This is a genomic window from Streptomyces sp. NPDC059564, from assembly GCF_042735575.1.
In the GTDB taxonomy this organism is placed as follows: Bacteria; Actinomycetota; Actinomycetes; order Streptomycetales; family Streptomycetaceae; genus Streptomyces.
This window is the reverse complement of the sequence record NZ_JBHWBP010000189.1, coordinates 1-14,210: the sequence shown is the minus strand read 5'-3', so window position 1 is coordinate 14,210 and position 14,210 is coordinate 1. Positions and strand designations below refer to the sequence as shown.

The following is a 14,210-nucleotide window of genomic DNA, read 5'->3' as shown; positions in this document are numbered from 1 at the left end:
GCCACCCCGCCCCTTCCCGAAACCGGGGGCTCCGCCCCCAGACCCTCGTGCCTCCAGGGCCGGAGGTGCCCGGTGGGCCGGAGGCCGGCGCCACCCCCCACCTGCGGGTGGAGGCGGCGGGCCACGGCGCCGCCCCGGGCTCCGGTTCCGGGACGGCGTCCGTACGGACATCTGGCGCCGAGGCGCCACAGGACCCGGACGCCCGCGCCGTGGCGGACGCCCGCGTGGGCGTGGACGTCGGCGTGGGCGTGGACGTCGGCGCAGCGCCGCAGGACTTGGATGCCCGCACGGCCGTGGAGGTCGGCGCAGCGCCGCAGGACCCGGACGCTCGTGTGGCCGGGGACGTCGCCGCGGGCGCGTGGCGGGACGCGGCCGGGCTGGTGGGGGGTGATGCCGAGGTGCGGCGGGCCGTGGCCTGGGTGCTGCGGGGGCATGTGGTGGTCGGGACGCTGGAGGAGGCCGAGGCGGTGGTGGCGGCGCATCCCGGGCTCGTTGCCGTGACCGTCGAGGGGGACGTGCTCGGGGCGCACCTCGCGCACGGTGGTTCCGCCGGTGCGCCCAGTCTCATCGAGGTGCAGGCCGCCGTGGACGAGGCGGCGGCCGGGCTGGAACGGCTCGACGGGGAGTGCCGGGAGCTGGCCGGGGCCGAGGAGCAGGCCCGGGGCCGCCGGGACGCGGCAGCGGCCCTGGCCGAGGAGCTCGCCGAGCGGCGCCGGGCCGGGGAGCGGGCCCGGGCCGGGGTCGCCCAGCAGCTCGGGCGGCTGGCCGGGCAGGCGAAGGGGGCCCTGGGCGAAGCCGAGCGCAGCGCCCTGGCCGCAGCCAAGGCGCAGGAGGCGTTGGAGCGCGCACGGGTCGACGTAGAGGAATGCGCGGAGCGGCTCGCGGCGGTGGAGGAGATGCCGGCCGAGCGGGAGCCCGACACCTCGGCGCGCGACCGGCTCGCCGCCGACGGGGCGAACGCGCGGCAGACCGAGATGGAGGCCCGGCTCCAGCTGCGCACCCACGAGGAGCGGGTCAAGGGCCTGGCCGGCCGCGCGGACGGCCTGGACCGAGCGGCCCGGGCGGAGCGCGAGGCCCGGGCGCGCGCCGAGCGGCGGCGGCAACGGCTGCGCCACGAGGCCGAGGTGGGCCGGGCCGTGGCCGAGGGTGCGCGGCAGCTGCTGGCGCACCTGGAGGTGTCGATCGGCCGCGCGGAGCGGGAGCGCACGGCGGCCGAACACGCCAAGGGGCTGTGCGAGCGGGAGCTCGGCGAGGCCCGCGGCCGCGGCCGTGACCTCAAGGCCGAACTCGACAAGCTCACCGACTCCGTGCACCGCGGCGAGGTGCTCGGCGCCGAGAAGCGGCTGCGGATCGAGCAGCTGGAGACGCGGGCGCTGGAGGAGCTGGGGGTGGAGCCGGCCGCGCTCGTCGCGGAGTACGGCCCCGACCAGCCGGTACCCCCGTCCCCGGCGGCCGAGGGCGAGGCCTTGCCGGAGGATCCGCAGGATCCCCGCAACCGGCCGGGCCCCTTCGTCCGTGCGCAGCAGGAGAAGCGGCTCAAGGCGGCCGAGCGCGCCTACCAGCAGCTCGGGAAGGTCAACCCCCTCGCCCTGGAGGAGTTCGCGGCGCTGGAGGTGCGCCACCAGTTCCTCAGCGAGCAGCTGGAGGACCTGCGCAAGACCCGGGCCGATCTCCTTCAAGTGGTGAAGGAAGTGGACCGGCGGGTCGAGGAGGTCTTCACCGAGGCGTACCGGGACACCGCCCGCGAGTTCGAGGGGGTGTTCTCCCGGCTGTTCCCCGGTGGTGAGGGCCGTCTGGTGCTCACCGATCCGGACGACATGCTGGCGACCGGAGTGGACGTCGAGGCCCGCCCGCCGGGCAAGAAGGTCAAGCGGCTGTCGCTGCTGTCGGGCGGCGAGCGGTCGCTGACGGCCGTGGCGCTGCTGGTCTCCATCTTCAAGGCGCGGCCCAGCCCGTTCTACGTGATGGACGAGGTCGAGGCGGCCCTGGACGACACCAACCTCCAGCGGCTGATCCGGATCATGGAGGAGCTCCAGGAGAGCTCGCAGTTGATCGTCATCACGCACCAGAAGCGGACGATGGAGGTCGCGGACGCGCTCTACGGCGTCTCGATGCAGGGCGACGGGGTCTCGAAGGTGATCAGCCAGCGACTGCGCTGAACCCACCAGTTTTCAAGAAGTGAAGTCAATGGCCCATCAAGCCGGTTAACGCGACCTTCACATGAACTATTGACTTCAGGAAATGAACGCATAGGCTCGCTCCGCTGTCTCCCGCCTTCGGGTGGTGCCCGATCTTGACCTGTGCGCCACTAGGAGAACGGACAAAACCCCCCACGGAGCACACCTTGACCAGCAGCACAGCGAAGGCACCGACGCCCGGCGGCGCGGGCGCGCACCCCGACCACCTCGGGCACGTCATCTTCATCACCGCCGCCGCGGCCATGGGCGGATTCCTCTTCGGCTACGACAGCTCCGTCATCAACGGCGCGGTCGAGGCCATCCGCGACCGCTTCGACGTCGGGTCCGCGGCCCTCGCCCAGGTGATCGCCGCCGCGCTGATCGGCTGTGCCTTCGGCGCGGCCACGGCCGGCCGCATCGCCGACCGGATCGGCCGAATCCGCTGCATGCAGATCGCCGCGGTCCTCTTCACCACGAGCGCCGTCGGTTCCGCGCTGGCGTTCGCCCTCTGGGACCTCGCCATGTGGCGCATCATCGGCGGCGTGGGCATCGGCATGGCCTCGGTCATCGGCCCCGCCTACATCGCCGAGGTCTCGCCGCCCGCCTACCGCGGCCGGCTCGCCTCCTTCCAGCAGGCCGCCATCGTCATCGGCATCGCCGTCTCGCAGCTGGTCAACTGGGGCATCCTGGGCCTCGCCGACGGCGACCAGCGCGGCGAGATCGGCGGCCTGGAAGCCTGGCAGTGGATGCTCGGCGTCATGGTCATCCCGGCCGTCCTCTACGGCCTGCTGTCCTTCGCCATCCCGGAGTCCCCGCGCTTCCTCGTCTCGGTCGGCCGGATGGAGAAGGCCAAGACGGTGCTGCGCGAGGTCGAGGGCGAGCGCATCGACGCCGACGCCCGGGTCCGCGAGATCGACGCGGCCATCCACTCGGAGCACAAGTCGACCTTCAAGGACCTGCTCGGCGGCCGCTTCGGCTTCCTGCCGATCGTCTGGATCGGCATCGGCCTCTCGGTCTTCCAGCAGCTCGTCGGCATCAACGTGATCTTCTACTACAGCTCCTCGCTGTGGCAGTCGGTCGGCGTCGACCCGAGCTCCTCGTTCCTGTACTCCTTCGAGACCTCCGTCGTGAACATCATCGGCACGGTGATCGCGATGCTGCTGGTGGACCGCATCGGCCGCAAGCCGCTGGCCCTCATCGGCTCCGTCGGCATGGCGATCTCCCTCGGGCTCGCCGCCTGGGCCTTCTCCTACAAGTCCACGGAGGCCGGCGAGATCGCCCTGCCGCACACCCAGGGCCTGGTCGCCCTCATCGCGGCCAACTGCTTCGTCCTCTTCTTCGCCCTGTCCTGGGGCGTGGTGGTCTGGGTGCTGCTCGGCGAGATGTTCCCGGGCCGCATCCGCGCCGCGGCCCTCGGCGTGGCCGCCGCCGCCCAGTGGATCGCCAACTGGGTCATCACGGTGTCGTTCCCGACCCTCTCGGACTGGAACCTGGCCGGCACCTACCTGATCTACACGTGCTTCGCCCTGCTCTCGATCCCCTTCATCCTCAAGTGGGTGCCGGAGACCAAGGGCAAGGCGTTGGAGGAGATGGGGTAACCATCCCCCGCCACCACCCCACTCCTCCGCGGGCGCTGCCCCGGCTCAGTCCTTGAGCCGGGGCAGTACCCGTTCGCACAGCAGGTGCAGGCTGCGCCAGCCCTCGTCCACCGGCATGCCGCCGCACAGCGGGTGCAGCACCAGGTTCCCCGCCTCGCCCGCGCCCCGCGCGTACGTCACCGCCTCGTCCGGGGTCAGGATCCGGTACACGCCCTCCGCGCGCAGTTCCGCCACCGAGCGCGCGGCCGACCGTACGGCGCTGCGGATGTCCTTGGACTGCCAGGAGGCGTACATCCCCGCCTCGTGCAGGAACCGCTCCCCGTGCTCGGCCCAGACGCGGTCCGGGTCCTCCGCGATGTGCAGCAGCGGGGTCTCGGCGGCGGGCATCATGCAGAACCCCTCGGTGCCGAACTCCGCCAGCTTCGCCTGGTAGTACGCCTCCAGCTCCGGCAGGTGCGCGCTGGGGAAGAAGGGCAGCCCGAGCCGGGCCGCGCGCCGGGCCGCCGCCTCGGAGCTCCCGCCGACCAGCAGCAGGGGATGGGGCTGCGTGAAGGGGCGCGGGGTGACGCGCACCGTCCGGCCGCGGTACTCGAACGGCTCACCCGTCCACGCCTTCAGCAGGGTCTCCAGCAGCTCGTCCTGGAGCCGGCCGCGCCGGCCCCACTCCACGCCGTGCTGCTCGTACTCCTCGGGCCGGTAGCCGATGCCCGCCACCGTCACCAGGCGGCCGCCGCTCAGCAGGTCCAGCACCGCGATGTCCTCGGCGGCCCTGAGCGGGTCGTACAGCGGGCCGATGATCGCCGAGACGGTGACCGCGATCCGGCGGGTGGCGCCGAAGACCGCGCCCGCGAAGGCGAACGGGGAGGGCAGCCAGTTGTTGTCCGTGCCGTGGTGCTCTTCGGTCTGGATGGTGTCGATCCCGCGGTCGTCCGCGTACTTCGCCATCTCCAGGGCGGCCTTGTAGCGGGCGGAGAGGGTCTCGGGGGTGCCGTTCGGGTCGACGAGATTGAACCGGGCCACGGTGATGGGCATGGAGGAGTCCCCCTTCGCCGGAGGTGGGTGGGCGGGCGAAGGGGGACGCTAGCTGACGTGGCGTCAGTTGGACAGGGCTCCGACGGGCTCGTGCTCCTCGGCGGGCGCCTGGCCGGACGGGGTCGCGGTGCGCGGCAGGACGGCGTACAGCAGGGCCGAGGTGAGGATGCCCGCCACCCAGCCGAGGCCGTTCCGCCCGGTCCAGGTCGAGGCGAGCGGCCCGCTGAACCAGTCCACCTTCGTGAACAGCAGCCCGGCCACCAGGGCCGCGCCCCAGGCCGTCATCGCCTGCCAGGCGAAACCGCCCTTGTACCAGTAGGCGCTGCTCGCGGTCGTGTCCAGCAGCGCGGGGCCGTCGTAGGACTCGCGGCGCAGCATGTCCACGCCGAAGACGCCGATCCAGGCGGAGAAGGCCACGGCCAGCAGGGTCAGGAAGGAGATGAACGAGCCGAAGAAGCTGGTCGCGACCACCATCAGCAGGAAGCCGCAGACCAGGCTGATGACCGCGTTGACGCTGACCGCCCAGGCCCGCGGGACCTTGATGCCCAGGGTCTGCGCGGTGAAGCCGGCGGAGTACATGGACATCGAGTTGATCAGCAGCATGCCGATGAGGGCGATGAGCAGGTACGGGACCGCGATCCAGGTAGGCAGCAGCTCGCCGATGAAGGAGACCGGGTCCTGGGCGGAGGCCAGGTCCGGGGTGCCGACGGCCATGACCGCGCCCATCAGGACCATCGGGAGCACGACCACGCCCGCGCCGCCGATCGTCGCGGCGACCATGCCCTTGGAGGAGGCGGTGCGGGGCAGGTAGCGGGTGAAGTCCGGGCCCGAGGGCACCCAGCTGATGCCGCCCGCGGCGATGGTGCCGATGCCCGCGATCATCATCGCCGTCGAGCCGGCCGGCTTGCCGAAGACGGCGGACCAGTCCGTGGTGAAGACCAGGTAGCCGAGGACGAGCACGCTGAAGCCGCCGAAGAGGTACGTCGACCACTTCGAGCAGACGCGCAGCGCGTTGATGCCGAGTCCCGAGACCACGAAGGTGCAGCCCACGAAGAAGAGCAGCGTGACGACGATGAGGGCGGTGTTGCTCTTGATGCCGAAGAGGAGATCGAGGACGGTCAGGACGGCATAGGCGCCGCTGACCGCGTTGATGGTCTCCCAGCCCCACCGGGCCACCCAGATCAGGGCGCCGGGGAAGAGGTTGCCGCGCTGCCCGAAGACGGCCCGCGACAGCGCCATGCCGGGCGAGCCGCCGCGCTTGCCGGCGATGGAGATCAGGCCGACCATGCCGTACGAGACCACGGGCGCGGCCACCGCGACGACGAGCACCTGCCAGATGTTCAGCTTGTTGAAGATGACCAGACCCGCGCCCATGGTGAGCAGCAGCACGCTGATGTTCGCGGCCACCCAGGTGGGGACGAGCTCGCGGACCCGGCCGCCGCGCTCGCTGTCGGGCACTGGCTCCAGTCCGCGGGTCTCGACGGCGGGCTCTTCGGCAGGCATGCGCTACTCCGTGGGGGAGGGTGTGGGGCAAGTTGCCCATCATCGTAGATTTGTCGTTAAAACAACAAATAGAGGCTTCCAGCCTGGTGCGAACGTCCAAGGTCCGGGGTTCGGCGTGACCCGTGGCCGATACTGGGGTCGTTATGGAAATCCTGATCCTTGCTGTAGTCATCGCCCTGGTCGCGGTCGGCGCGATCAGCGGGCTCGTGGTCAGCAGCCGCAAGAAGAAGCAGCTGCCGCCCACGGCGCCGTCGAGCACGCCGACCATCACTGCCCCGCCTGCCGAACCGCAGGTGGGGGAGGACGCCGTAGAGACGGCGGAAGAGCCCCGCCGCACCATCGAGGAGGTCGTGCTCCCGGAGGCGGAGGCCCCGGCGCCCGCGGTCGTCGTGGAGCCCGAGGCTCCGGCCGCGCCCGAGATCGAGGTGCCCGAGCCCACCGCCGGCCGCCTGGTCCGGCTGCGCGCGCGGCTCGCCCGTTCCCAGAACTCGCTGGGCAAGGGGCTGCTCACGCTGCTCTCCCGCGAGCACCTCGACGAGGACACCTGGGAGGAGATCGAGGAGACCCTCCTCATCGCCGACGTCGGTGTCGCACCGACCCAGGAGCTGGTGGACCGGCTCCGCGAGCGGGTCAAGGTGCTCGGCACCCGCACCCCCGCCGATCTGCGCGCCCTCCTCAAGGAGGAGCTGGTCACCCTCCTCGGGACCGACTTCGACCGTGCCGTGAAGACCGAGAGCGGCGTGGACACCCCCGCCGTGGTCATGGTCGTCGGCGTCAACGGCACCGGCAAGACCACCACCACCGGCAAGCTGGCCCGCGTGCTCGTCGCCGACGGCCGCAGCGTGGTGCTCGGCGCGGCCGACACCTTCCGCGCCGCCGCCGCCGACCAGCTCCAGACCTGGGGCGAGCGGGTGGGCGCGCGCACCGTGCGCGGCCCCGAGGGCGGCGACCCCGCCTCCATCGCCTACGACGCGGTCAAGGAGGGCATCGCCGAGGGCGCGGACGTCGTGCTCATCGACACCGCCGGCCGGCTGCACACCAAGACCGGGCTCATGGACGAGCTCGGCAAGGTCAAGCGGGTCGTCGAGAAGCACGGCCCGCTGGACGAGATCCTGCTGGTCCTCGACGCCACCACCGGCCAGAACGGCCTGACCCAGGCGCGCGTCTTCGCCGAGGTCGTGGACATCACCGGCATCGTGCTGACCAAGCTCGACGGCACCGCCAAGGGCGGCATCGTCATCGCCGTCCAGCGCGAGCTGGGCGTCCCGGTCAAGCTCATCGGCCTCGGCGAGGGCCCGGACGACCTGGCCCCCTTCGAGCCGGAGGCGTTCGTGGACGCCCTGATCGGCGACTGAGGACCGACTCCGGGATCAGCAGTCCTACGCGTACCAGTGCCCCCGCATCCGCGCCGGATGCGGGGGCACTGGCGTCCGTGGGGGCCTCAGCGCCGGAAGCGGTGGCAGATGTAGGCCAGGGTGCCCAGCAGCAGCCGGGCCTGCGGGGGGCCGCCGGCACAGTCCAGCGCGGGCCGGCGCAGCCAGCCGGCCGGGCCCAGGCCCGCGTGGTCGGAGGGCGGGGCCGTCAGGAAGGAACCGTGGCCCAGGGCCCGCAGGTCCAGATCGGCGTCGTCCCAGCCCATCCGGTACAGCAGCTGCGGCAGCTCGGCCGCGGCCCCCGGGGCGACGAAGAACTGCGCGCGGCCGTCCGGGGTCGCCGTCACCGGCCCCAGCGGCAGCCCCATCCGCTCCATCCGCACCAGCGCGCGCCGGCCGGCCTCCGCGGACACCTCGATCACGTCGAAGGAGCGGCCGACGGGGAGCAGGATCGCCGCGCCGGGGTACTCGCCCCAGACCTCGGTGACCTCGTCCAGGGTGGCGCCCCCGGGAACGGTGGGAGCGAAGTCGAGCGGATGCGCCCCCGGCGTGCCGCATTTCGTATGACCGCAGGAGCAGTCGCGGGCCGGAGCCGCCGCGCGGGCGCCGGGGACCGCGTCCCAGCCCCACAGTCCGGTGTACTCCGCCACCGTCGTGCACTCCGAGGTCCGGCCGCGGCGCCGGACACCGGAACGGAACTCCTTGGTGCCGCGGCTGCCGCCGATCGTGAAGCCCATGCCCATGCCCCCTCCAACGGGTCGGACGCGCCGGTGGTTACGACGTCGGCGGGACCGGTCGGCGGACGGGTGCGCCGCGCCTTCCACCGGGGCCGCCCCGGCGCACTCCTCGCCGCGCGCGCCCCGTGCGCACTCCCGTCCAACCATTCCGTTTCGCCTCGGTGTCAAGTGAATCGCGCCTGGCCGGTGGCGAGTTCATTCGAAGGGGTGGCGAATGGTGGCGTTTCTGGAATCGACCTCGCGGCAGGGGTGATCGTAGGATTACTTTCGGTGCACGAACCCGTAGGGCGGATCTGACCGTGGGTATGCCGGAGGCAATCTGTGGAGGACCTGTGAAGGTCCCCGGTGGCGCCACCCGCTCCGGCCAGGGTTTGTGGTGAAGAGGCGATGCAGGATGGGGGCGTTCCAGTGAGCGGCAGCGGCGCAAGCGGAACGAGTGGCGGGGCCGCCGACCGGAACGACCAGCTGACCTCGTGGTTCGTCCGCAGCGGCTGGTCCAAGGGCGAACTCGCCCGCCAGGTGAACCGCCGCGCCCGCCAGCTGGGCGCCCACCACATCAGCACCGACACCTCCCGGGTGCGCCGCTGGCTCGACGGCGAACAGCCCCGCGAACCCGTGCCCCGCATCCTCTCCGAGCTGTTCTCCGAACGCTTCGGCTCCGTCGTCGCCATCGAACAGCTCGGCCTGCGCACCGCCCACCAGACCCCCTCCGTCTCCGGGGTCGACCTGCCCTGGGCGGGCCCGCAGACGGTGGAGCTGCTCAGCGAGTTCTCCCGTAGCGACCTCATGCTGGCCCGGCGGGGCTTCCTCGGGACCTCGCTCGCCCTCTCCGCCGGACCCGCCCTCATCGAGCCCATGCAGCGCTGGCTCGTCCCGGCCCCGGCCGCCGAACCCGGATCGCGCGAGGGGGGCACCACGGCCGGCGCGCTCGGCGGGCACCGGCCGCCCCGGCTCTCCGAACCGGAGCTCGGCCTGCTCGAAGCCACCACCGTGATGTTCCGCCAGTGGGACGCCCAGTGCGGAGGCGGGCTGCGCCGCAAGGCCGTCGTCGGACAGCTCCACGAGGTCACCGACCTGCTCCAGGAGAACCACCCGGCCCCCGTGATGAAGCGGCTTTTCAAGGTCGCCGCGGAACTCTCGGAACTCGCCGGCTGGATGAGCTACGACATCGGCCTGCACCCGACCGCCCAGAAGTACTTCGTCCTCGCGCTGCACGCCGCGAAGGAGGGCGGCGACAAGCCACTGGGCTCGTACATCCTCTCCAGCATGAGCCGCCAGATGATCCACCTCGGACGGCCCGAGGACGCGCTGGAGCTCGTCCACCTCGCCCAGTACGGCAGCCGCGACTGCGCCGGACCGCGCACCCAGGCCATGCTGTATGCGATGGAGGCGCGCGCCTACGCCAACATGGGCCAGCCCAGCCGCTGCAAGCGGGCCGTGCGGATGGCCGAGGACACCTTCTCCGACGTCGCCTTCGACGGCGAGCCCGAGCCCGACTGGATCCGCTTCTTCTCCGAGGCCGAGCTCAACGGCGAGAACTCCCACTCCTACCGCGACCTCGCCTACGTGGCCGGACGCAGCCCCACCTACGCGTCCCTCGCCGAACCGGTCATGCAGCGGGCCGTCGAGCTGTTCTCCAAGGACGACGAACACCAGCGCTCGTACGCCCTGAACCTCATCGGCATGGCCACCGTCCACCTCCTCCAGCGCGAACCCGAGCAGGCCACCGTCCTCGTGGACCGGGCCCTCGACGTGGCGCGAAAGGTGCGCTCCGAGCGAGTGAACACCCGGCTCCGCAAGACCGTCGACAGCGCCGCCCGTGAATACGGCGACGTCGCCGAGGTGGTCCGGCTCACCGACCTCCTCGCCTCCCGGCTTCCCGAGGCCGCCGAGGCGGTCTAGCCTCCCCCGCGCTCCAGGAGCCTTCGAGTTCCGTTCATTGAGGCGTAACACGCACGACCTCTTCGTCATCGCGGTGAAACACCCAGCGGCGCCGCCGGAAACCGGCCTGCGCGAATCTCAGGGCCAATAACCGGCCAGTCCCCAGGCCAGCCCCCCGGCCTACGCCTTGCGCCGCTCAGGTTTTCACGCTCGCCCGCACGCGAACGTACCGACGACGAGGAGACGCCGATGGCATCAGCCATCACGACCCTCGCGGCAGACGCCCCGACCCTGTCTGCCGCGAACACCGGGTTCATGCTCATCTGCTCCGCCCTGGTCATGCTGATGACCCCGGGACTCGCCTTCTTCTACGGAGGCATGGTCCGCGTCAAGAGCAGCCTCAACATGCTGATGATGAGCTTCATCAGCCTCGGGATCGTCACGATCCTGTGGGTCCTCTTCGGCTTCAGCCTCGCCTTCGGCACCGACTCCGGCTCCCTGATCGGCTGGAACTCCGACTACGTCGGCCTCAGCGGCATCGGCATCACCGAGCTGTGGGACGGCTACACCATCCCGGTCTACGTCTTCGCCGTCTTCCAGCTGATGTTCGCCGTCATCACCCCCGCCCTGATCAGCGGCGCCCTCGCCGACCGCGTGAAGTTCAGCGCCTGGGTGCTCTTCTCCGCCCTGTGGGTCACCGTCGTCTACTTCCCCGTCGCGCACTGGGTGTGGGGCGCCGGAGGCTGGCTCTTCGAGCTCGGCGTCATCGACTTCGCGGGCGGCACCGCGGTCCACATCAACGCGGGCGCCGCGGCCCTCGGCGTCATCCTCGTCATCGGCAAGCGCGTCGGCTTCAAGCGGGACCCGATGCGCCCGCACAGCCTCCCCCTCGTGATGCTCGGCGCCGGCCTGCTGTGGTTCGGCTGGTTCGGCTTCAACGCCGGATCCTGGCTCGGCAACGACGACGGCGTCGGCGCGGTCATGTTCGTCAACACCCAGGTCGCCACCGCCGCCGCGATGCTCGCCTGGCTCGGCTACGAGAAGCTGCGCCACGGCTCCTTCACCACCCTCGGCGCCGCCTCCGGCGCGGTCGCCGGTCTCGTCGCCATCACCCCCTCCGGCGGCTCCTGCTCCCCGCTCGGCGCGATCGCCATCGGCGCCATCGCCGGTGTGCTGTGCGCCATGGCCGTCGGCCTGAAGTACAAGTTCGGCTACGACGACTCCCTCGACGTGGTCGGCGTCCACCTCGTCGGCGGTGTCGCGGGCTCCCTCCTCGTCGGCCTCTTCGCCACCGGCGGAGTCCAGTCCGACGCGGCCGGCCTCTTCTACGGCGGCGGCCTGGCCCAGCTCGGCAAGCAGGCCGTCGGAGTCTTCTCGGTCCTCGCCTACTCCCTCGTCGTCTCCGCCATCCTGGCCTTCCTCCTCGACAAGACCATCGGAATGCGGGTCTCCGAGGACGTGGAGGTCTCGGGCATCGACCAGGACGAGCACGCCGAGACCGCCTACGACTTCAGCGGGGCCGGCGGTGGCATCTCCTCCAGGACCACCTCCGTACCCGCCACCGTTGCCGCAGCGAGCAAGAAGGTCGACGCATGAAGCTGATCACCGCGATCGTCAAGCCCTACAAGCTGGACGAGATCAAGGAAGCCCTCCACACCTTCGGGATCCAGGGACTGACCGTCTCCGAAGCCAGCGGCTACGGGCGCCAGCGCGGCCACACCGAGGTCTACCGGGGCGCCGAGTACACCGTGGACCTCGTACCGAAGATCCGCATCGAGGTCCTCTGCGAGGACTCCGACGCCGAGGAGCTGATCTCGGTCATCGTCAGCGCCGCCAGCACCGGCAAGATCGGCGACGGCAAGGTGTGGAGCGTCCCCGTGGACTCGGTCGTACGGGTCCGCACCGGCGAGCGCGGCGCTGACGCGCTCTAGGTGACGGGAGCTCCCGGGTGACGAGCGTCGAAGAGACCACCGACGGCACGGACGGCCACGACGGACCGGACGGCTCGGGACCCAGCGGGTACGCCGCGGCCCGGCTGCGACTCCTCCAGGAGGAGTCGCGGTCCGGGCCCTCCCGGCGTTCCGCGCTGTCCGCGCTGTCCGACCAGTGGCTGAACGCCCTGTTCACGACCGCCGCGCGGGAAACCGGCGTCCGGGGCGCCGCCCTCGTCGCCGTCGGCGGCTACGGCCGCGGGGAACTCTCCCCGCGCAGCGATCTCGACCTGCTGCTGCTCCACGACGGCAAGGCGCGGCCCCAGGCGCTGGGCGCGCTCGCCGACCGCCTCTGGTACCCCGTCTGGGACCTCGGGCTGGCCCTGGACCACTCGGTGCGGACCCCGGGCGAGGCCCGCAAGACCGCCGCCGAGGACCTCAAGGCCCACCTCGGGCTGCTGGACGCGCGGCTCGTCGCCGGGGACGCCGGCCTGCTCGCCGGAGTGCGCACCTCCGTACTGGCCGACTGGCGCAACCAGGCCGTACGACGGCTCCCCGAGCTGCACGCCCTGTGCCGCGAGCGGGCCGAGCGGGCCGGAGAGCTGCGCTTCCTGCTGGAGCCCGACCTGAAGGAGGCCCGGGGCGGGCTCCGGGACGTCACCGCGCTGCGGGCCGTCGCCGCGTCCTGGCTGGCCGACGCCCCGCGCGAGGGCCTGACCGAGGCCCGGCGGCGGCTGCTGGACGCGCGGGACGCCCTGCACCTGGTGACGGGCCGGGCCACCGACCGGCTCTCCCTCCAGGAACAGCCCCAGGTCGCCGCCCGGCTGGGACTCCTCGACGCGGACGCCCTCCTGCGGGAGGTCTACGAGGCCGCCCGGGTGATCTCCTACGCCGGAGACGTCACCTGGCGCGAGGTCGGCCGCGTGCTGCGGGCCCGCGCCGCCCGGCCCCGGCTGCGCGGACTGCTCGGCACCCGGGGGGCGCCCGCCGCCGAGCGGGCACCGCTGGCCGAAGGAGTGGTGGAGTCCGACGGGGAAGCCGTCCTGGCGCTGGGCGCCCGGCCCGACCGGGACCCCGTCCTGCCCCTGCGCTTCGCCGCGGCCGCCGCCCAGGCGGGCCTGCCCGTCTCGCTGCACGCCGTACGCCGCCTCGCGGCCCAGGCCGGGCCGCTGCCCGTGCCCTGGCCGGCGGAGGCCCGGGAACAGCTCCTCACCCTGCTGGGGGCCGGGGAGCCCACGGTGGCCGTGTGGGAGGCGCTGGAGGCCGAGGGGCTGATCACCCGGCTGCTCCCCGACTGGGAACGGGTGCGCTGCCGGCCCCAGCGCAACCCCGTGCACACCTGGACCGTGGACCGCCACCTGATCGAGACGGCCGTACGGGCCTCCGAGCTGGCCCGCCGGGTGAGCCGCCCCGACCTGCTGCTCATGGCGGCCCTGCTGCACGACATCGGCAAGGGCTGGCCCGGGGACCACTCGGTGGCCGGCGAGACCATCGCCCGCGACATGGCCGCCCGGGTGGGCTTCGACCCGGAGGACGTCGCGGTGCTCGGCGCCCTCGTACGCCACCACCTGCTACTGGTCGACACCGCGACCCGGCGGGACCTCGACGACCCCGCGACCGTGAAGGCCGTCGCCGTCGCCGTCGGCTCGACCGGGACCCTGGAGATCCTGCACGCCCTCACCGAAGCCGACGCGCTCGCCACCGGGCCCGCCGCCTGGAGCACCTGGCGGGGCTCCCTCGTGGCCGACCTCGTGGCCCGGGTGGCCGCCGTCCTGCGGGGCGCGCCGCCCGCCGCCACCGAGCTGGAGATCCCGACCACCGAACAGGAACGCCTGGCGGTGGAGGCCCTGCGCACCGGGGAGCCGGTGCTCGCGCTGCACGCCCGCCGCGAGGAGGACGACGCCGTCGTGGTCGAACTCGACGTCGCCGTCCCAGTCCACCCCGGGGTGCTCCCGGCGGCGGCCGGGGTCCTGGCGCT

At 72.4% G+C, this 14,210-nt stretch carries 10 protein-coding genes; 7 read left to right on the top strand and 3 right to left on the bottom strand.

All coding sequences use genetic code 11. The annotated features are described in order from the left end of the window. On the top strand, positions 1-2,159 hold a 2,159-nt coding region (locus ACFV0Q_RS26615), incomplete at its 5' end, for an AAA family ATPase (RefSeq protein WP_385008885.1). A 185-nt stretch (positions 2,160-2,344) separates the two neighbouring features. Continuing rightward, positions 2,345-3,775: a sugar porter family MFS transporter gene (locus ACFV0Q_RS26610; RefSeq protein ID WP_385008884.1), complete on the top strand. Its 1,431-nt coding sequence runs from the start codon at positions 2,345-2,347 to the stop codon at positions 3,773-3,775. 45 nt (positions 3,776-3,820) lie between these two features. Here ACFV0Q_RS26610 and ACFV0Q_RS26605 read toward each other — a convergent pair whose 3' ends face one another. After that, a complete protein-coding gene (locus tag ACFV0Q_RS26605) occupies positions 3,821-4,807 on the bottom strand; it encodes an LLM class flavin-dependent oxidoreductase (protein WP_385008883.1) in 987 nt (328 codons plus the stop codon). Between the two features lie 63 nt (positions 4,808-4,870). Further along, entirely contained in the window at positions 4,871-6,310 is a 1,440-nt protein-coding gene (locus ACFV0Q_RS26600; RefSeq protein WP_385008882.1) for a cytosine permease, read from the bottom strand. A 143-nt stretch (positions 6,311-6,453) separates the two neighbouring features. On the opposite strand from ACFV0Q_RS26600, the gene ftsY reads away from it, so the two are divergent. After that, positions 6,454-7,665: a signal recognition particle-docking protein FtsY gene (ftsY, locus tag ACFV0Q_RS26595; RefSeq protein ID WP_385008881.1), complete on the top strand. Its 1,212-nt coding sequence runs from the start codon at positions 6,454-6,456 to the stop codon at positions 7,663-7,665. 86 nt (positions 7,666-7,751) lie between these two features. On the opposite strand, the gene ACFV0Q_RS26590 is transcribed toward ftsY, so the two are convergent. Next, positions 7,752-8,420: a bifunctional DNA primase/polymerase gene (locus ACFV0Q_RS26590; protein WP_385008886.1), complete on the bottom strand. Its 669-nt coding sequence runs from the start codon at positions 8,418-8,420 to the stop codon at positions 7,752-7,754. Positions 8,421-8,828: 408 nt separating this feature from the next. On the opposite strand from ACFV0Q_RS26590, the gene ACFV0Q_RS26585 reads away from it, so the two are divergent. The 4 genes from ACFV0Q_RS26585 to ACFV0Q_RS26570 form a co-directional block, all read left to right on the top strand. Beyond that, entirely contained in the window at positions 8,829-10,322 is a 1,494-nt protein-coding gene (locus ACFV0Q_RS26585; RefSeq protein WP_385008880.1) for a hypothetical protein, read from the top strand. 228 nt (positions 10,323-10,550) lie between these two features. After that, positions 10,551-11,897, top strand: a complete 1,347-nt coding sequence (locus ACFV0Q_RS26580; protein WP_385008879.1) for an ammonium transporter — start codon at positions 10,551-10,553, stop codon at positions 11,895-11,897. After that, positions 11,894-12,232 (top strand): P-II family nitrogen regulator, encoded by a 339-nt coding sequence (locus ACFV0Q_RS26575; protein ID WP_385008878.1) that lies wholly within the window; start codon positions 11,894-11,896, stop codon positions 12,230-12,232. Before ACFV0Q_RS26580 ends, ACFV0Q_RS26575 begins: the two co-directional genes overlap by 4 nt. A gap of 17 nt (positions 12,233-12,249) precedes the next feature. Further along, the coding region (locus tag ACFV0Q_RS26570) for a [protein-PII] uridylyltransferase (protein ID WP_385008877.1) at positions 12,250-14,210 on the top strand (1,961 nt) is incomplete at its 3' end.